Annotated in this window: 14 protein-coding genes; 7 read left to right on the top strand and 7 right to left on the bottom strand. The window is 73.1% G+C overall.

Annotated features, from left to right (window positions below; genetic code table 11):
• Positions 1-11: 11 nt before the first annotated feature.
• Entirely contained in the window at positions 12-737 is a 726-nt protein-coding gene (gene hemQ, locus AC07FT_RS05795; protein WP_479174245.1) for a hydrogen peroxide-dependent heme synthase, read from the bottom strand.
• A complete protein-coding gene (gene hemG / locus AC07FT_RS05790; protein WP_479174243.1) occupies positions 725-2,185 on the bottom strand; it encodes a protoporphyrinogen oxidase in 1,461 nt (486 codons plus the stop codon). The genes hemQ and hemG overlap by 13 nt, the downstream gene beginning before the upstream one ends.
• Before the next feature lie 202 nt (positions 2,186-2,387).
• Here hemG and AC07FT_RS05785 point away from each other — a divergent pair, with 202 nt between their 5' ends.
• Positions 2,388-3,776 (top strand): FAD-dependent oxidoreductase, encoded by a 1,389-nt coding sequence (locus AC07FT_RS05785; RefSeq protein ID WP_479174241.1) that lies wholly within the window; start codon positions 2,388-2,390, stop codon positions 3,774-3,776.
• On the opposite strand, the gene AC07FT_RS05780 is transcribed toward AC07FT_RS05785, so the two are convergent.
• Both AC07FT_RS05780 and hemE read right to left on the bottom strand, forming a co-directional pair.
• Entirely contained in the window at positions 3,773-5,212 is a 1,440-nt protein-coding gene (locus tag AC07FT_RS05780; RefSeq protein WP_479174239.1) for a hypothetical protein, read from the bottom strand. The two genes, AC07FT_RS05785 and AC07FT_RS05780, sit on opposite strands and share 4 nt — an antisense overlap.
• Positions 5,213-5,252: 40 nt before the next feature.
• Positions 5,253-6,344, bottom strand: coding sequence for a uroporphyrinogen decarboxylase (gene hemE / locus AC07FT_RS05775; protein WP_479174237.1), 1,092 nt, complete (start codon positions 6,342-6,344; stop codon positions 5,253-5,255).
• Positions 6,345-6,435: 91 nt separating this feature from the next.
• Here hemE and AC07FT_RS05770 point away from each other — a divergent pair, with 91 nt between their 5' ends.
• The 5 genes from AC07FT_RS05770 (at position 6,436) to AC07FT_RS05750 (ending at position 13,042) form a co-directional block, all read left to right on the top strand.
• Positions 6,436-7,179 (top strand): DUF3000 domain-containing protein, encoded by a 744-nt coding sequence (locus AC07FT_RS05770; protein ID WP_479174235.1) that lies wholly within the window; start codon positions 6,436-6,438, stop codon positions 7,177-7,179.
• Positions 7,180-7,478: 299 nt separating this feature from the next.
• Entirely contained in the window at positions 7,479-8,138 is a 660-nt protein-coding gene (locus tag AC07FT_RS05765; protein WP_014175686.1) for a response regulator transcription factor, read from the top strand.
• Positions 8,139-8,251: 113 nt separating this feature from the next.
• Entirely contained in the window at positions 8,252-9,529 is a 1,278-nt protein-coding gene (locus tag AC07FT_RS05760) for an HRDC domain-containing protein (protein ID WP_479174233.1), read from the top strand.
• A gap of 169 nt (positions 9,530-9,698) precedes the next feature.
• The gene (locus tag AC07FT_RS05755; RefSeq protein WP_479174231.1) at positions 9,699-10,916 is read left to right on the top strand and encodes a thiolase family protein; all 1,218 of its coding nucleotides are present in this window, start codon (positions 9,699-9,701) and stop codon (positions 10,914-10,916) included.
• Complete coding sequence (locus tag AC07FT_RS05750) at positions 10,913-13,042, top strand: 3-hydroxyacyl-CoA dehydrogenase NAD-binding domain-containing protein (RefSeq protein ID WP_479174229.1); 2,130 nt, start codon at positions 10,913-10,915, stop codon at positions 13,040-13,042. Before AC07FT_RS05755 ends, AC07FT_RS05750 begins: the two co-directional genes overlap by 4 nt.
• Positions 13,043-13,147: 105 nt before the next feature.
• Here the strand turns inward: AC07FT_RS05750 and AC07FT_RS05745 are convergent, their stop codons facing one another.
• Entirely contained in the window at positions 13,148-14,200 is a 1,053-nt protein-coding gene (locus AC07FT_RS05745; protein WP_479174227.1) for a PLL family lectin, read from the bottom strand.
• A 68-nt stretch (positions 14,201-14,268) separates the two neighbouring features.
• Here AC07FT_RS05745 and AC07FT_RS05740 point away from each other — a divergent pair, with 68 nt between their 5' ends.
• On the top strand, positions 14,269-14,700 hold the full coding sequence (locus AC07FT_RS05740; protein WP_479174225.1) for a PIN domain-containing protein: 432 nt from the start codon (positions 14,269-14,271) through the stop codon (positions 14,698-14,700).
• Positions 14,701-14,703: 3 nt separating this feature from the next.
• On the opposite strand, the gene AC07FT_RS05735 is transcribed toward AC07FT_RS05740, so the two are convergent.
• Entirely contained in the window at positions 14,704-16,170 is a 1,467-nt protein-coding gene (locus tag AC07FT_RS05735) for an amino acid permease (protein ID WP_479174520.1), read from the bottom strand.
• A 253-nt stretch (positions 16,171-16,423) separates the two neighbouring features.
• Entirely contained in the window at positions 16,424-18,406 is a 1,983-nt protein-coding gene (gene dxs / locus AC07FT_RS05730; RefSeq protein WP_432586407.1) for a 1-deoxy-D-xylulose-5-phosphate synthase, read from the bottom strand.
• Positions 18,407-18,478: the final 72 nt, after the last annotated feature.

Raw genomic sequence — 18,478 nt, 5'->3', positions numbered from 1 at the left:
GCGGCGTCCCGTCAGGCGAGCCCGGCGACCAGCTCGGAGACCTCCTTGCGCCGTCCGGTGTAGAACGGCACCTCCTCGCGCACATGGCGGCGCGCCTCGGAGGAGCGCAGATGACGCATGAGGTCGACGATCCGGTGCAGTTCGTCCGCCTCGAAGGCGAGGATCCACTCGTAGTCGCCGAGCGAGAAGGAGGCGACGGTGTTGGCGCGCACGTCGGGGTAGCCGCGGGCCATCTTGCCGTGGTCGGCGAGCATCCGGCGGCGGTCCTCGTCGGGCAGCAGGTACCAGTCGTAGGAGCGCACGAAGGGGTAGACGCTGACATAGTCACGCGCCTGCTCGTCCGCGAGGAAGGCGGGGATGTGCGACTTGTTGAACTCCGCGGGGCGGTGCAGCGCCATGTTCGACCAGACCGGCTCCAGGGCCCGCCCGAGCCGGGTGCGGCGGAAGAGGTTGTACGCCTCCTGGAGGGCGTCGGAGGTCTCCGAGTGCCACCAGATCATGACGTCCGCGTCGGCGCGCAGCCCGGAGACGTCGTAGGTGCCGCGCACGGTGACGTCCTTGGCGGCGAGCTGGGCGAAGAGCTCCTCGACCTCGTCGGCGTAGCCGGTGCGGTCCTCCGGCAGCACGTCGCGCAGCCGGAACACCGACCACAGGGTGTAGCGGATGACCTCATTGAGGTCCTTGGCCTTCTTGCCGGCGTGGGGAGTCTTGTCAGGAGCAGCAGTCATGCTCCCCATTCTCGCCCCCGGTCTCCGGCGTCCGGCCCCAGGGTGGCCCCGGTGTGCTCCAGCACCTCATCGGCGGCCCGGCGGGCGCTGGCGACGCACGCGGGGATGCCGACACCGTCGTAGACCGCGCCGCACACCCGCAGCCCCGGCAGCTTGGTGACCTCCGCGCGGATGCGGGCGACCCGGTCCAGATGGCCCACCGGGTACTGCGGAAGTCCGCCGTCCCAGCGGTCGACCCGGGTGGCGACCGGACGGGCGGTGAGGCCGACCGCCTCGCCCAGATCGGTGAGCGACATCCCCACCAGATCGGCGTCGTCGCGCCTGAGGTCGTCCTCGTCCTCGAACCGCCCGATCGAGGTACGCAGCACGAACAGTTCGGAGTCCGCCTCCCGCAGCCAGCCCCATTTGCGGCTGGAGAAGGTGGCCGCCTTGATCCTGTGACGGTCGACCGGTGGCACCAGGAAGCCGCTGCCCCGGGCGACCGCGTCCACGTCCGCGCGGCGGAAGGCCATGGTGATCAGTGCCATCGAGGCGTAGTCGACGGTGGCCAGCTCGGCCGAGGCGGCCGGGGAGTCGGCGGCGAGCAGCCGCGCGGCGGCGGGCGCGGGAGCGGCCAGCACCACCGCGTCGGCCCGGAGCGCGCCGCCGTCGGTGGCGACGGCCCAGCCGTCGGCGGTCCGCCGCAGCTCCCGTACGGGGGTGTGGGTGCGGATCTCGCCGCCCCGGGCGCGCACCGCGTCGGCCACCGCGAGCGGCAGCCGTCCGACGCCGCCGTCGATCCCCATGAAGACCGGGCCGCCCTGGCGCCGCGCGGCCCGCGCGACCAGCTCCCGCACCCCCTCGGTCAGCGGGCGCCCGGAGCGCGCCACCTCGAACAGGGTGGGCACCGACGCGCGCATCGAGGTGCGGTAGACATCGCCCGCGTACACCCCGCCGAGCAGCGGCTCGACGAGCCGGTCGACGACCTCCCGGCCGAGCCGTGCCGCGATGAACTCACCGAGCGCCACATCCTCGCCGACCTCCGTGGGAGGCAGTGTCTCCTCCTGGGCGATCCGCGTGAGTCCCTCCCGCGAGATCACCCCCGAATCGGCCAGCGGGCCGAGCTCCCCGGGCACGCCCATCAGATGTCCCTTGGGCAGCGGCCGCAGCTCACCGCGCGTCCACAGGGAGGCGTTCGCCGTCGCCGGGGACTGGAGACGCTCACCGATGCCGACCGCGCGCGCCAGGTCCACCGCCTCGGGGCGCCGGGCGAGCATCGACTCGGCGCCGAGGTCCACCGGAACGCCCTCGATCTCCCCCGCGCGCAGCTTTCCGCCCAGCCGCTCCGTCGCCTCCAGGACGGTCACCCGCGCCCCGGCCTCCAGCAGCCGGTGGGCCGCCGCCAGGCCCGAGATCCCGCCACCGATGACGATCACATGACCGGTACGCCCCGCCCCGGGGGTGCTGCTCGCGTTCATGTCCCCACTGTCTCAGACCCCACTCCCCGTGCCGCGCGGGCCGGGTGGCGTCCGGGGCGGCACCGCGCGGGGCGAGCGCGTCCCCGCCGCGGACCCTCCGTGTGGGTGATCCCGTCCCCGGCGCCCGCCACACCGGGCCCGGCGCGCCCGTAGCGTGGGCCCGGCAGGGTCGGAGAGATACGGCGGCGGAGGGGCACGGGCCATGGCGGCGCGGCGGATGGTGGTCATCGGGGGCGACGCGGCGGGGATGTCCGCCGCGTCCCAGGCACGCAGACTCAGCGGCCGGGGCGAGCTGGAGATCCTGGCCTTCGAGCGCGGCCACTTCACCTCGTACTCGGCCTGCGGCATCCCCTACTGGGTCGGCGGTGACGTGGACGGCCCCGGCTCCCTGGTCGCCCGTACCCCCGAGACCCACCGCGGCCGCGGTATCGACGTCCGGACGCGCACCGAGGCGATCGAGATCGACCCGGCCGGACAGCGGGTCCTGGTCCGTGACCTCGAGCGGCCGGACGACGGCGAGCGCTGGTACGACTACGACGACCTGGTGATCGCCACCGGCGCCCGGCCGCGCCGCCCGGCCATGCCGGGCATCGACGCGCCCGGGGTGCACGGTGTGCAGACCCTGGACGACGGCCGGGCGCTGCTGGACACCCTGGAGGGCATCCGCGTCGAGCGCGCGGTGGTGGTCGGCGCGGGGTACATCGGGGTGGAGATGGCCGAGGCCCTGGTGCGGCGCGGCTGCCGGGTGACCGTGCTGGAGCGGGGTGAGCAGCCGATGGCCACGCTCGACCCCGACATGGGGCGGCTGGTGCGCGAGGCGATGACCGGGATGGGCATCGACACGGTCACCGGCGCCGAGGTCACCGAGGTGATGACCGGTGAGGACGGCCGGGTGCGGGGCGTGGCCACCAAGGTCAGCGAGTATCCGGCCGAACTGGTGGTGCTGGGGCTCGGGGTGACCCCCGAGACCGCACTCGCCCGTGCGGCGGGGCTGCCGCTGGGCGAGTCCGGCGGGCTGCTGACCGATCTGGCGATGCGGGTCCGCGGCCAGGAGCACATCTGGGCGGGCGGCGACTGCGTGGAGGTGCTCCACCTGGTCTCCGGCCGCACCCGGCACATCCCGCTGGGCACTCACGCCAATAAGCAGGGCCAGGTCATCGGCACCAATGTGGGCGGCGGTTACGCCACCTTCCCCGGGGTCGTGGGCACGGCGGTCAGCAAGGTCTGCGATCTGGAGATCGCCCGCACCGGGCTGCTGGAGACCGAGGCGGCGGCCGTGGGGCTGCGGTTCGTGACCGTCACCACCGAGTCGACCAGCCGGGCCGGGTACTACCCCGGCGCCCGCCCCATGACCGTGAAGATGCTCGCCGAGCGCCGTACGGGACGGCTGCTGGGCACGCAGATCGTGGGACGCGAGGGCGCGGGCAAACGCGTGGACATCGCGGCGGTGGCGCTCACCGCCGGGATGACGGTGGCCCAGGTGGCCGCGCTGGACCTGGGCTACGCGCCGCCGTTCTCACCGGTGTGGGACCCGGTGCAGGTGGCGGCGCGTCAGGCGGCCGCGGAGGTACGGGCGGCGGAGTCCGCCTAGGCCTCGTCCAGCAGCCCTTCCAGCGGCGTCAGCCGGTCCCGCGCGTAGCCGGCCAGGAACCACGGGCACGTCCAGGCGTCCGGGTCCAGGGCGCCCTCGGGCGCCGGGTGCTCCCCGGGCGCGTACAGATGCGGCAGTCCGTCGAGGAACCCACCGCGGTCCGGCACCGGATGGGCGGGGTGCGCGCACTCCCCCTCGGGCCGGGCGGCGACGGCGGCGCGCAGCGCCGGAACGACGTCGCGCAGCACCGAGACCGGTGGGTCCGGATAGGCGGTGCGCATCGTCTGACCGGCGGTCAGCAGCAGTACGGCGCGCTCCCGCGGGTCGGTGGTCCCGGCGTGGCGGCGGGCGGCCCACAGCCCGAGGTCCAGGCCGTGCGGCTGCTGGGCGGAGGTGTCCTGGAGCCGCTCGACGATCAGCCCGATCTCCAGCCGTCCGTCCGGGCGCAGGTACTCGGCGTCCAGGGCGGAGGTGTCCCGGCGCCCGAAGAGCCGCTCACGGCCGGTCCGCAGCAGCTCCAGCGTCTCCTCGGCGTGACCGGCGATGAAGGCGGGGCACAGCAGGGCGGCCATCCCCTTGTTGCCCCAGCCGTGCTCGAAGACCTCACGTCCGGCGGGACTGCTGAGGACGACGCCGAGTTCGGCGGCCTCCGGTCCGCTGTCGGAGAGCGCCGGATGCGTCCGGTGCCCGCACCCGGCCCCGGCGAACCCGGTGAGTGCCTTCTCCAGCCCGTCGATCAGCTCGTCGAGGACGAACCCGGCGCGGACCATCCCGGAGACCGCGTGCCAGCTCACCGCCCGCACGAGCAGGACGTACCCGGCGATGTCCAGCGGATCGTCGGCGAGGCTCAGATCGCGTCCCGCCGCCGCCACCTCCTCGTCGGTCCCGCCCTCGGGATAGCCCTCGAGGAGCGCCGAGAGCTCCTTGATCCTCCGCAGGTCCTCCCTCGGCAGCCGGGGCGGGACGTCCCCGGCCGAACCGGGTTCCACGATGTTCGAGGCGATCCGCGCGAACCCGGCGACGTTGCGCGGGCAGCGCCATTCCTCGCGGGGCGCGGACGGCTCCCAGACCGCCGTCTCGTCGGCCGTGAGCCGCAGGTCCTCGGCGAGGTCCTCGGCGCTGTCGCCGTAGGTCGTCCGGTAGGGGTGCGAGGCGTGGTCGCAGGGCCGGTCGCGCAGGGCGCCGTCGGCTGCGGCGAGGGCGTCCCGCACGGGGACGGTCAGCTCCTCGGCCCGCAGACCGCTGACATACGGCGCCATCATCACCAGGCCGAGGGTCCAGACATACGCCGACGGACCGCCGGGATCGGCCGCGAGCCGGGCCGCGCAGTCGAGCACCGCGCGGTCGTACCCGTCCTCCCGGGCGTCGCCGTAGAGCCAGATCTCGTCCCAGGTGCCGGTCAGTTCCCCGACGGCGTCGGCGTCCAAGTCGTTCATGATCGAAACGACGCGCGGTGTCCTGGCGCGGTTCCGGCCGTCAGACCGAGCGCGCGGTGTGGGTGTGGACGTACTCCACGAGCCGGGTCAGCGCGTCCGGATCGGTGGTCGGCAGCACCCCGTGGCCGAGGTTGAAGATGTGTCCCTCCAGGCCCCGGGCCGCGTCCAGCACCTCGGCCGCCTTGGTCTCCACCGCCTCGCGCGGGGCGAAGAGCACCGCGGGGTCGAGGTTGCCCTGGAGGGCCCGGCCGGGGCCCACCCGGCGGGCGGCCTCGTCCAGCGGCACCCGCCAGTCGACGCCGACGACGTCCGCGCCCGCCTCGCCCAGCAGCCCGAGCAGCTCACCGGTGCCGACGCCGAAGTGGATCCGCGGTACGCCGTATCCGGCGACGGCCTCGAAGACCTTGGTGGAGGCGGGCATCACGCTGCGCCGGTAGTCGGCCGGGGCCAGGGCGCCGACCCAGGAGTCGAAGAGCTGGACCGCCGAGGCGCCCGCCTCGATCTGGACCTTCAGGAAGGCCGCGGTGATGTCCGCGAGCCGGTCCAGCAGATCGGCCCACAGCTCCGGGTCCCCGTACATCAGGGCCTTGGTGTGCTCGTGGTTCCGCGAGGGGCCGCCCTCCACGAGATAGCTGGCGAGCGTGAAGGGCGCACCCGCGAAACCGATCAGCGGGGTGGCGCCGAGCTCGCCGACGAGCATCCCGACGGCTTCCGTGACGTACTTCACATCATCCGGCTCGAGCGGACGCAGCCGCTCCAGATCCGCCCGGGTCCGGATGGGCTCTTCCACGACGGGGCCGACCCCGGGCTTGATGTCGAGGTCGAGACCGATGGCCTTGAGCGGCACCACGATGTCGCTGAAGTAGATCGCCGCGTCCACCTGGTGGCGGCGCACCGGCTGCAGCGTGATCTCGGTGACCAGGTCGGGCCGCATACAGGACTCCAGCATCGCGGTGCCCTCGCGGACCTTGCGGTACTCCGGCAGCGAGCGCCCGGCCTGCCGCATGAACCACACCGGGGTGTGCGGCACCGGCTCCCTCCGACAGGCCCGGACGAAGGCCGAATCGTCGGTGGCACGGGTCGCGGAACGGCCGGTCTGCTGCTGGCCCGAGGGCCGCTCTGTGGCGCTCATGCCCCAAATCTTCGCACGGGCCGAACGAGTGACCCGCCAACCCGGGTGTTCCTCCCCGATTGAGGCGCTCGATGCGCCTAGTCTTCCGGGCATGGCAGCGGTTCAAGGACACCTCTCGAACGGTGCTGACGGGGCTGACGACACGGACGCGGGTGGGGAGGGCGCCCCCCGCGCCTTCCGGCGTGCGGTCGCCGGGCTCCGCGGTGCGCGGGTGCGGCCCGAGGTGGAGCTCGACCCGACCCCACCCCCGCGGCGGCTCGCCCCCTTCTCGTACGCCCTGGAGGCCGTGGTCACCGAGGACGGCGGGGACGGTGCGGACGAGGACGACGAGCTGGCCGAGGGGCGGCTGATCCTGTTGCACGACCCGGCCGGGCACGACGCCTGGCAGGGAACGTTCCGCATGGTCACGCTGGTCCACGCGGATCTGGAGCCGGAGATCGCGGCCGACCCGCTGCTGCCCGAGGTGTGCTGGTCCTGGCTGACCGGTGCGCTGGAGGCGCGCGGGCTGTCCTACGGCGAGCCCAGCGGCACGGTGACCCGGGCCAGCTCGCACTATTTCGGCGCGATGGGCGAGCGGGAGCCGTCCACCCGGATCGAGATCCGCGCCTCCTGGACCCCCTCGGAGCATCCGGCCCCCGAACCGGCCCGCCCCGGCCCGCGGCACCCGGAGGAGCGGCCGGGCGGGGACGCGGCGGAGCCGGGCGTCCCGGACACCGGTGCGCACCTGGCCGCCTGGTGCGATCTGCTGTGCCAGATCGCGGGTCTGCCCCCGGCGGGGGCCGCCGAGGCGGGCATCGTCTCCCTGCCGCAGCGCCGGGGGCCGCAGCCGCGGTGAAGCCGGCCCCGGGGCGCCGCCGGGGCGCCCCGGCCCCCGGAGGCGGCCGGCCATGACCCACCCGCGGTCCGGCTCCCGGACCCCGGACACCCGCGCGCCCGCCCGGGGGTCGCGCCCCGGCGGGAGCGCCCCCCGGAGCGGTCCGGGGAGCGCCAGGTCCCGAAAAAGAACGCCATTGATCGAAAAGCCGTCCTAATTGCCCGAATTGTTACTCACCAAATCGTGATCATTCTCTAAAGCCCGGCCGGATCGGTGCCGAAGGACGTGGTGACCCGTCCCACCACTTCCCAGGAGGCCTGGTGTCTGTTCTCCTCGAGCAACCGTCCAGCCTGGTCGCCTACCGCCCGAACAAGCCGACGGCCATGGTCGTCGTCGCCGACCCCCGCGTTCGTTCCACCGTCACCCGTCATCTGTGGGCCCTTGGGGTGCGCGACGTCATCGAGGCGTCGTCCATCGCGGAGGCCCGTCCCCGAATCGGCAACCCGCGGGACATCTGCGTCGCCGATGTCCACCTCCCCGACGGCTCCGGCCTCACCCTCCTGTCCGAGACACGGGCCGCGGGCTGGCCGAACGGCCTCGCCCTCTCCGCCGCCGACGACATCGGCGCCGTGCGCAACGCCCTGGCCGGAGGGGTCAAGGGCTACGTCGTCACCGGCACCCGCACCAACCTGGGCATCCCGGGCCGTCCGGGCGCCGCCCCGCTCGGCGCCGCCGCCCGGATGCACCGCCGCCCGCCGGGCGCGCCCGGCCACCCCGGGGGCTACCGGGAGCTGTCGGGCCGCGAGGTCGAGGTGCTGCGGCTGGTTGCGGAGGGCCAGTCCAACAAGGCCATCGGCGTCTCGATGGGCCTGTCCGCCCTCACCGTGAAGAGCCACCTCGCCCGGATCGCCCGCAAGCTGGGCACCGGCGACCGCGCCGGAATGGTCGCGGTCGCACTGCGTACCGGGATCATCCACTGAGCCGTATCCACCCGCCCGCCCACCGCGCCGCCCCGCCGGTCTCCGCGCCCGTCGACGGAACGTTCCGTCGACGGGCGCCCTGCGTACCCGGCGTACACAGCTACCCTTGACAGGTGACCGACGCCCAAGAGACCGCAGCAGAGACGACACTGCGAACCACCGGGGGCGCTCCTCCGGACGACCTCCCCCCGGCGCCGGTCCCCTTGCTGGAGCCGCGCGAGGGCATCCCGCCCGTCACCGCGGACGCGGACGCGCTCGCCGAGGTCGTGGCGGCGTTCGCCGCGGGCCACGGACCGGTGGCCGTGGACGCCGAGCGTGCCTCCGGCTACCGCTACGGACAGCGGGCCTACCTGGTCCAGCTGCGCCGGGCCGGAGCGGGGACCGCACTGATCGACCCCGTCGGCTGCCCCGACCTCTCGGGGCTGGGGGACGCCATCGCCGACACCGAGTGGGTCCTGCACGCCGCGACCCAGGACCTGCCGTGCCTGCGTGACATAGGCATGGTCCCGGCCCGGCTCTTCGACACCGAACTCGCCGGGCGGCTGGCCGGGTTCGCCCGGGTGGGACTCGGCGCCATGGTCGAGAACATCCTCGGCTACGCCCTGGAGAAGGGCCACTCCGCCGTCGACTGGTCCACCCGTCCGCTGCCCGAGCCCTGGCTGCACTACGCCGCGCTCGACGTGGAGCTGCTGGTGGACCTGCGCGACGCGCTGGAGGAGGAGCTGACCCGGCAGGGGAAGCTGGACTGGGCGCACCAGGAGTTCGCGGCCATCGCCGCGGCCCCGCCCGCCCCGCCGCGCAAGGACCCCTGGCGCCGTACGTCGGGGATGCACAAGGTCCGGCGGCGCCGGCAGATGGCCGTGGTGCGCGAGCTGTGGACGGCCCGGGACCAGATCGCCCAGCGCCGCGACGTCTCCCCGGGCAAGGTGCTGGGGGACGCGGCGATCGTCGAGGCCGCGCTCGCGGTGCCGACCAGTGTGCGGGCGCTGTCCGCGCTGAACGGCTTCGGCCACCGGATCAGCCGCCGCCAGCTCGAGCAGTGGCAGGCCGCGGTGGACCGGGCGCGCGCCCTGCCGGAGGCGGAACTCCCCCAGCCGGGACAGCCGGTGGCCGGACCGCCGCCGCCCCGGGCGTGGGCCGACAAGGACCCGGTCGCCGCGGCGCGGCTCTCCGCGGCGCGGGCCGCGGTGACGGCGCTGGCCGAGCGGCTGAACCTGCCCCAGGAGAACCTGATCGCCCCGGACACCGTGCGGCGGCTGTGCTGGGAGCCCCCGCAGGAGCCGAGCCCGGAGGCCGTCGCCACCGTGCTGGCCGGTCACGGCGCCCGCGCCTGGCAGATCGACCAGGTGGCCGAGGTGCTCACCGGGGCCCTGGAGGCGAGCCCGGCCTGAGGCCCGGCACGGGGAGGGGCGGTGTGTGCGGCCGCTCGGGTCTGTGACCTTCGACGCTCCGGCGGCGGGGACTGGGCACCGTGGTTACTCATAAGTAGCATGAGGGTGTGCGCACGCCGTCACAGGCGTGCCCGCAGCAGTGCCATCCCGCACCTGGAGGAGAGCCAACGTGCCTCGTACCGCTAGGGACGTCGTCTTCGTCGACGGCGTCCGCACCCCATTCGGCAAGGCGGGCCCGAAGGGCATCTACCACGAGACCCGCGCCGATGACATGGTCGTCAAGTGCATCCGGGAGCTGCTGCGACGCAACCCGGACCTGCCGCCGGAGCGCATCGACGAGGTCGCCGTCGCCGCGACGACGCAGATCGGTGACCAGGGTCTGACCCTCGGCCGCACCGCGGGCATCCTCGCCGGGCTGCCCCAGTCCGTCCCCGGCTACTCCATCGACCGGATGTGTGCCGGTGCGATGACCGCCGTCACCGCCACCGCGGGCTCCATCGCCTTCGGCGCCTACGACGCGGTGGTCGCGGGCGGTGTCGAGCACATGGGCCGCCACCCGATGGGCGAGGCCGTCGACCCCAACCCGCGCTTCGTCTCGGAGAAGCTCGTCGACGAGTCGGCCCTGTTCATGGGCATGACCGCGGAGAACCTCCACGACCGGCTGCCGCACCTGACCAAGCAGCGGGCCGACGAGTACGCGGTGCGCAGCCAGGAGAAGGCCGCCAAGGCGTACGCCAACGGCAAGATCCAGCAGGACCTGGTGCCGATCTCGGTGCGCCGCACCAGCCCCGAGGGCGGCGAGACCGGCTGGGGTCTGGCCACCTCCGACGAGCCGATGCGCCCGGGCACCACACTGGAGAACCTGGCCGGGCTGAAGACCCCGTTCCGTCCGCACGGCCGGGTCACCGCGGGCAACTCCGCCGGTCTCAACGACGGCGCCACCGCCTCGCTGCTGGCCTCCGAGGACTTCGCCCGTGAGCTCGGCCTCCCGGTCAGGATGCGGCTGGTCTCCTTCGCCTTCGCGGGCGTCGAGCCCGAGGTGATGGGCTACGGCCCGGTCCCGTCGACCAAGAAGGCCCTCGTCAAGGCGGGGCTGACCATCGACGACATCGGCCTGTTCGAGGTCAACGAGGCGTTCGCCGTCCAGGTGCTGTCCTTCCTGGACCACTACGGCATCGCCGACGACGACCCGCGCGTCAACCAGTACGGCGGCGCGATCGCCTTCGGCCACCCGCTCGCCTCCTCCGGCGTCCGTCTGATGACCCAGCTGTCCCGGCAGTTCGAGGAGCAGCCCGAGGTCCGCTACGGCATCACCACCATGTGCGTCGGCTTCGGCATGGGCGCCACGGTGATCTGGGAGAACCCGCACTTCGAGGGGAACAAGTGACCACCACCGCAGAGCTTCTCAAGGGAGCCGCCGAGCTGTTCCCGGACGAGGTCGTGACCCAGGCGCACGTCCGCCATCTCGACCTCCCCCAGAACGCGGGCCGCTTCGCGCTCATCACCCTGGACAACGGCCTGGACCACACCAAGCCGACCACCTTCGGCCCGGCCTCGCTCGCCCACCTCAACGCGGCGATCGACCAGGTCGAGAAGGAGGCGGCCGACGGCACGATCGTCGGTGTGGGCCTGACCGGCAAGCCGTTCATCTTCGCCGTCGGCGCCGACCTCAAGGGCGTGGAGCTGCTCCGCAGCCGCGAGGACGCGCTCGCCATCGGCCAGGGCGGCCACGCGGTCTTCAAGCGGCTGTCCTCGCTGGCCGTGCCCACCTTCGCGTACTACAACGGCGCGTCGATGGGCGGCGGTGTCGAGGTCGGGCTGCACTGCTCCTACCGCACGGTCTCGGCCGCGCTGCCCGCCTTCTCACTGCCCGAGGTCTTCCTCGGTCTGGTCCCCGGCTGGGGCGGCTGCGCGCTGCTGCCGAACCTGATCGGCGCCGACCGCGCGGTCAAGGTGATCGTCGAGAACTCGCTCAACCAGAACAAGCAGCTCAAGGGAGAGCAGGTCTACGAGCTCGGGATCGCGGACGCGATCTTCGAGGGCGCGGACTTCCTGGAGCAGTCGCTGATCTGGACCGCGGCCGTCCTCCGCGGCGAGATCCGGATCGCCCGGCCCGAGGTGGACCGCGGCGACGCCTGGCACGAGGCGGTCGTCCGCGGCCGCGCCATCGCCGACAGCAAGGTGCACGGGGCGGCCCCGGCCGCGTACCGGGCGCTGGACATCATCGACGCCGCCCGCGACGGCGACCTGGACCGCGGCTTCGACGCCGAGGACCAGGCGCTGGCCGACCTGATCATGGGCGGTGAGCTGCGCAGCGGTATCTACGCCTTCAACCTGGTGCAGAAGCGCGGCAAGCGTCCGGCGGGTGCGCCGGACAAGTCGCTGGCCCGTCCGGTCACCAAGGTGGGCGTGGTGGGCGCCGGTCTGATGGCCTCGCAGCTGGCGATGCTGTTCGCCCGCCGTCTGGAGGTGCCGGTCGTGCTGACCGACATCGACCAGGAGCGCGTGGACAAGGGCGTCGGCTACGTCCACGGCGAGATCGACAAGCTGCTGCTCAAGGGCCGGGTCAACCAGGACAAGGCCAACCGCCTCAAGGCCCTGGTCACCGGCTCCCTGGACAAGGCCGCCGCGTTCGGTGACGCCGACTTCGTCATCGAGGCCGTCTTCGAGGAGATGGGCGTCAAGCAGAAGGTGTTCGCCGAGGTCGAGGCGGTCGTGCCGGCGCACGCCATCCTCGCCACCAACACCTCCTCGCTGTCGGTCTCCGAGATGGCGTCCACGCTCAAGCACCCCGAGCGGGTCGTGGGCTTCCACTTCTTCAACCCGGTCGCGGTGCTGCCGCTGCTGGAGATCGTCCGCGGTGAGCAGACCGACGACGCGTCGCTGGCCACCGCCTTCGGCGTGGCGAAGAAGCTGAAGAAGACCGCCGTGCTGACCAAGGACGCCCCGGCGTTCGTGGTCAACCGGATCCTGACCCGCTTCATGGGCGAGATCCAGAACGTCATCGACGAGGGCACCCCGGTCGACACGGCGGAGCGGGCCATCGAGCCGCTCGGTCTGCCGATGTCCCCGCTGGTGCTGCTGGAGCTGGTCGGCCCGGCCATCGGTCTGCATGTCTCGCAGACCCTCAACCGCGCGTTCCCGGACCGCTTCACGGTCTCGGAGAACCTCAAGCGCGTGGTCGAGGCGGGCAAGCGCGGCTTCTACGTCCATGACTCCGGGAAGCCGGAGCTGGACCCGGAGGTGCTCGCGCTGATGCAGCAGGGCGACACCGTGCTGACCGAGGAGCAGGTGCGCGACCGCGTGCTGGACGCCGTGGCGCGGGAGATCGGCCTGATGCTCGAGGAGGGTGTCGTCGCCGAGGCGCAGGACATCGACCTGTGCCTGATCACCGGTGCGGGCTGGCCCTTCCACCTGGGCGGCATCACGCCGTACCTGGACCGCGAGGGCGTCTCGGAGCGGGTGAACGGCAAGCCGTTCCTGGCTCCGGGCGTGGCCAGCGTCCCGGCCTGACGGCGGCCTCCGGGCCCCTGATCCACGGGCGCCGGACGGATCCCTGACGATCCGTCCGGCGCCCGTCGGCGTCCTCTGGCGTCTCCTGGGCCGCAGGCGGCCCGCTCAGCGGCCGCCGACACGGCTCCAGGCCCGGAGGGCCAGACCGCGCTCATCGGTCTTCTGACGGGCCACCAGCAGCGCGCCGTCCAGGGAGAGGGCGGCCAGCACCACCCGTCCCAGGCTGTCGAGGGCGAGCGCCGGGTCATGCGCGCCCTGTTCGCCCGAGGGCGTCCACCACACGCCCGCCGTCTCGTCCTCCGTCGGATGGGCGGCGACGGACAGCCTTCCGCTCCCGGTGTCGCGGTGGACCAGGACGGTGCAGTCGTGGCCGTCCACCGGGGCGCGCAGCACGGCGACCGGTCCGGAGCCCTCCTCCCCGCCCAGGGCCACGGTGTCCCCGGTCTCCGGGCGCCAGGCGAGCAGCCCGCCGCCGTCCGCGTCCCGCCAGTAGTGGGTGACGGTGTCCCGGCTGCTCTCCACGGCGGAGGCGGACCACGCCTGGACACGCGCCGGTATGTCGTCCCCGCGGCGCAGGGTGCCGCCGGGCTCCGGCTGGAACCAGCGCAGGGCGGCTCCCGCACCGGCCGGGGCGAGGAGTTCGACCCGGCCATCGGCGGTCGCGGCGGCGGACAGCCCGTCGAGCACGTCCTTGCCCTTGAGATCGGTCCAGCCGCCCCATTTGCCCTTGGCGTCCTGGCGGCGGCAGCTCACCCCGCGCCCGGCGTTGCGGACGAAGACGTGCACCGCGCCCGAGGAGTCCACGGCCACGGCGGGGGCACCGGTGCGCGCCGCCTTCCCCCGGTCCTTGGGGTGCGGGGTGCCGAGCGCGTGCCACGCGGTCAGCGGACGGCCCGTCTGGAACTGGGTGGCATGGACGACGTCGATCCGTGGGGGCTCGCCCCCGGGGCCGGGCTTGCGCCGCAGCCCCACCAGATGCGCATAGCCGTCGGCACCCTGAGCGACCGTCACCGCGCCGAGGTCCGGGGCGGCTATCAGCCAGGGGCCCGTCCACGACGGCCCTCCCGGACGGTCCTCGGTCCAGCGGGCGACACCTCCCGCCACCGGTGCGTAGGCCGTGAGCCTGCCGTCCTTGCCGCGGAGCAACCGCAACGCCATGGCCCGCCGCCACCCTCCCCGGCACTGTCGCCGTGTTCACACCCCGTCCATAGTATTTTGCCTGGTCTATGAACGGTTCTGACGCCGGTCCCGGTCCGGCCCCCGGTCTGGTGGTCGTGGACGCGGCGAACGTGGTCGGTTCGGTGCCCGACGGCTGGTGGCGCGACCGCCGTGGCGCGGCCGAGCGGCTGCGCGACCGGCTGGCCGCCCCCGCCTCCGACGGCCTCCCCGTGGCGCCGGGCGTCCCCGCCTGGGCGACCGGTCCACCGCTGGACCTGGTCCTGGTGGTCGAGGGTGCGGCCCGCGGGGTGGAGTCGGTGGCGGGGGTCCGGGTGGTCGCCGCCCCGGGCAGCGGCGACGACCGGATCGTGGAGCTCGTCGCGGAGCGGGGGCCGGACCGCCCGTGCCTGGTGGTGACCGCCGACCGGGGGCTGCGCGCCCGGGTGCGGGAGCTGGGCGCGGAGGTCACCGGCCCGCGGACGGTGCGCCCCGGGAGTTGAGGGTCAGCGCCCGGCCGGGAGGTTCATCCGGCTGTGCCGGCGTCCGTAGAGGAAGTAGACGACGAAGCCGATGGCCATCCACACCCCGAACCGCAGCCAGGTCTCGGCGGGCAGATTGAGCATCAGCCACAGTGAGGCGGCCACCGACACCAGCGGCAGCACCGGCACCCAGGGGGTGCGGAAGGAACGCGGCAGATCGGGGCGGGTGCGGCGCAGGATGATCACGCCGAGGGCGACCACGACGAAGGCGAAGAGGGTGCCGATGTTCACCAGCGCCGCCAGTTCGGAGATGCTGGTGAACCCCGCCACGATCGCGATGATCACGCCCAGCAGGACGGTGGACCGGTAGGGCGTGGCGAACCGCGGATGCACCTTGGAGAAGACCCTCGGCAGCAGCCCGTCCCGGCTCATCGCGAAGAACACCCGGCTCTGGCCGAGCAGCAGGATCATGCACACCGTGGTGAGGCCGACGGCCGCGCCGAAACTGATCAGGCCCGCGTAGAACGGATGGCCGGTCTCCTTGAAGGCGTCGGCGAGGGGGGCGTCGATCGACAGCTCGGTGTACTTGCGCATCCCGGTGACCACGATGGACACCGCGACGTACAGCAGGGTGCAGATGAGGAGCGAGCCGAGGATGCCGCGCGGCATGTCGCGCTGCGGGTTGCGGGTCTCCTCGGCCGCGGTGGCCACGATGTCGAAGCCGATGAAGGCGAAGAAGACCACCGCGGCGGCGGCGAAGATGCCCTGGACGCCGTAGGTGGTCGGCTCGTAGCCGAACATCAGCTGGATCAACGGCGCGGTGAGTCCGGAGCCCTCGACGGTGCCCTTGGGCTCGGGGATGAAGGGGTCGTAGTTCCCGGGCTTGATGAAGAACGCGCCCGCGATGATGACCAGCAGCACCACGGTGACCTTCACCGCCACGACCACGGAGGTCACCCGCGCGGACAGCTTCATGCCGACGACCAGGATCACGGTGAGCACGAGCACCAGCAGGAAGGCGAGCAGGTCGAAGCCGAAGCCGTGGGCCGCCTCGGGGCCGGAGAGGGCGGCCGGGAGGTGCCATCCGGCGTTGTCCATCAGCGAGCGCATATAGCCGGACCAGCCGACCGCGACCACGGCGGTGCCGAGCGCGAACTCCAGCACCAGGTCCCAGCCGATGATCCAGGCGGGCAGTTCGCCGAGCGAGGCGTAGGAGAAGGTGTACGCGGACCCGGCCACCGGCACGGTGGAGGCGAACTCGGCGTAGCACAGGGCCGCGAGCGCGCAGACGATGCCCGCGACGACGAAGGCGAGGGCGGTCGCCGGGCCCGCCTGCTCCTTGGCGACGGATCCGGTCAGCACGAAGATGCCGGTCCCGATGATGACGCCGACGCCGAAGACGGTGAGGTCCAGGGCGGAGAGGGACCGGGTCAGCGCGTGCTCGGGCTCCTCGGTGTCCTGGATGGACTGCTCGACGGACTTGGTCCGCAGATAGTCCGGCCGGGCCCTGACCCTGGTACCACGGCCCGCGGAGCCGCCGTCGGGTTTCTGCTCGCTCACCGGTGCCACCTCCACGCCTGCCCGTGCCCCGTGCGGGCCCATGGTTCAGCCAACCGGTGAGGAGCGGGCGGGGGCACACTCCGGGCCCCCGCCGATTCACCCGATGGGGCGGGCCCGCGGGATACGCGCTGGGCCGGTCGGAGCACGAGGCTCCGACCGGCCCTGGAGGATGTGACGGCCGGGTCTAGTCGCGCACCGGCTCCCCGGCGGACGTCCGCTGCGCCACCTGTGCGTCCCGGTCCGCACCGGCCGGGCCGGTGGTCCCGGCCGCGCCGTCGTCGTCGCGGTTGCCGATCCGGGAGACCAGGCCGGTCACCTGGCGGGCGATGTCCGGGGCGGTCAGCCCGATCTCGGCCATGACCTCCTTGCGGGAGGCGTGGTCCAGGAACCGCGGCGGGATGCCGAAGTCACGCACCGGCATGTCGACACCGGAGTCGCGCAGCGCCTGGGCGATGGCGGAACCCACACCGCCGACCCGGCTGTTGTCCTCGACGGTGACCACGACGCGGTGGCGCTCGGCGAGCGCGGGCAGCTCCTCGTCGACCGGCTTGACCCAGCGAGGGTCCACTACCGTGGTGGAAATGCCCTGTTTGTCGAGAAGGTCGGCAACCTCCAGGCACATCGGGGCGAGCGCCCCGACCGAGACCAGCAGCACGTCCGGCCGCTCGCGGTCGGCCCGCGCGGGCTCGCGCAGCACGTCCATCCCGCCGATCCGGCCGACGGCGGCCACCGCGGGACCCACCGCGCCCTTGGAGTAGCGGACCACGGTCGGCGCGTCATCGACCTGGACGGCTTCCCGCAGCTGGGCGCGGACCTGGTCGGCGTCGCGCGGGGCGGCGATCCGCACCCCCGGGATCACCTGGAGGATCGACATGTCCCACATGCCGTTGTGCGAGGCACCGTCCGTACCGGTGATCCCCGCCCGGTCCAGGACGAAGGTCACCCCGCACTTGTGCAGCGCCACGTCCATCAGGACCTGGTCGAAGGCGCGGTTGAGGAAGGTGGCGTAGACCGCGAAGACCGGGTGCAGACCGCCGGTGGCCAGGCCCGCCGCCGATACGGCCGCGTGCTGCTCGGCGATGCCGACGTCGTAGACCCGCTCCGGGAAGCGCTTGGCGAACTCGGTGAGGCCCACCGGGTGCAGCATGGCCGCGGTGATGGCCACGATGTCCTCGCGCTCCTCACCGAGCTTGACCATCTCCTCACCGAAGACCGAGGTCCAGTCCGCGCCGGAGGCGGAGATCGGCAGACCGGTGTCGGGGTGGATCTTGCCGACCGCGTGGAACCGGTCCGCCTCGTCCTGGAGGGCGGGCTGGTAGCCGCGGCCCTTCTCGGTGAGGCAGTGCACGATGACCGGGCCGCCGAACCGCTTGGCGCGCTGCAGCGCGGACTCCAGGGCCTCGATGTCATGGCCGTCGATCGGGCCGACGTACTTCAGCCCCAGATCCTCGAACATGCCCTGCGGGGTGATGAAGTCCTTCAGCCCCTTCTTGGCGCCGTGCAGGGTCTCGTAGAGCGGCCGGCCGACGACCGGGGTGCGCTCCAGCAGGTCCTTGCCGCGGGCGAGGAAGCGCTCGTACCCGTCGGTGGTGCGCAGTGTGGCGAGGTGGTTGGCGAGGCCGCCGATGGTCGGTCCGTAGGAGCGCTCGTTGTCGTTGACGACGATGACCAGCGGACGGTTCTTGGCGGCGGCGATGTTGTTGAGCGCCTCCCAGGCCATACCGCCGGTGAGCGCCCCGTCACCGATCACGGCGACCACGTGGTCCTGCTTCTTGAGCAGCTCGTTGGCCTTGGCCAGGCCCTCGGCCCAGCCGAGGACGGTCGAGGCGTGGCTGTTCTCGATGACGTCGTGCTCGGACTCGGCACGCGAGGGGTAACCGGACAGTCCGCCCTTGCTCTTGAGCCTGGAGAAGTCCTGGCGGCCGGTGAGCAGCTTGTGGACGTAGGACTGGTGGCCGGTGTCCAGCAGCACCTTGTCCCGGGGGGAGTCGAAGACCCGGTGCAGGGCGATGGTCAGCTCGACCACACCGAGGTTGGGGCCGAGGTGGCCACCGGTCTTGGAGACGGCGTCGACGAGAAAGGTGCGGATCTCCGCGGCCAGCTGGTTCAGCTCCTCCGGAGCGAGCCGGTCCAGATCGCGCGGTCCCCTGATGCGGGTCAGCAGCACCCGTGCCTCCTTGCTTCGAGCGTCTCCATCGAGCCTTGCCGGTCCGCCCGAGTCTAGTGTTCCGCTCTGTGC

Source organism: Streptomyces sp. NPDC045899 (genome assembly GCF_056431485.1).
Note: the sequence above shows the minus strand (reverse complement) of the source record. Positions and strands in the feature narration are given on the sequence as shown.

Coding starts and splice junctions, on each gene's coding strand:
- hemQ (WP_479174245.1), bottom strand. CDS start 737: ATGGGGAGCATGACTGCTGCTCCTGACAAGACTCCCCACGCCGGCAAG.
- hemE (WP_479174237.1), bottom strand. CDS start 6,344: ATGAGCGCCACAGAGCGGCCCTCGGGCCAGCAGCAGACCGGCCGTTCC.
- AC07FT_RS05745 (WP_479174227.1), bottom strand. CDS start 14,200: ATGGCGTTGCGGTTGCTCCGCGGCAAGGACGGCAGGCTCACGGCCTAC.
- AC07FT_RS05780 (WP_479174239.1), bottom strand. CDS start 5,212: ATGAACGACTTGGACGCCGACGCCGTCGGGGAACTGACCGGCACCTGG.
- AC07FT_RS05740 (WP_479174225.1), top strand. CDS start 14,269: ATGAACGGTTCTGACGCCGGTCCCGGTCCGGCCCCCGGTCTGGTGGTC.
- AC07FT_RS05770 (WP_479174235.1), top strand. CDS start 6,436: ATGGCAGCGGTTCAAGGACACCTCTCGAACGGTGCTGACGGGGCTGAC.
- AC07FT_RS05785 (WP_479174241.1), top strand. CDS start 2,388: ATGGCGGCGCGGCGGATGGTGGTCATCGGGGGCGACGCGGCGGGGATG.
- hemG (WP_479174243.1), bottom strand. CDS start 2,185: ATGAACGCGAGCAGCACCCCCGGGGCGGGGCGTACCGGTCATGTGATC.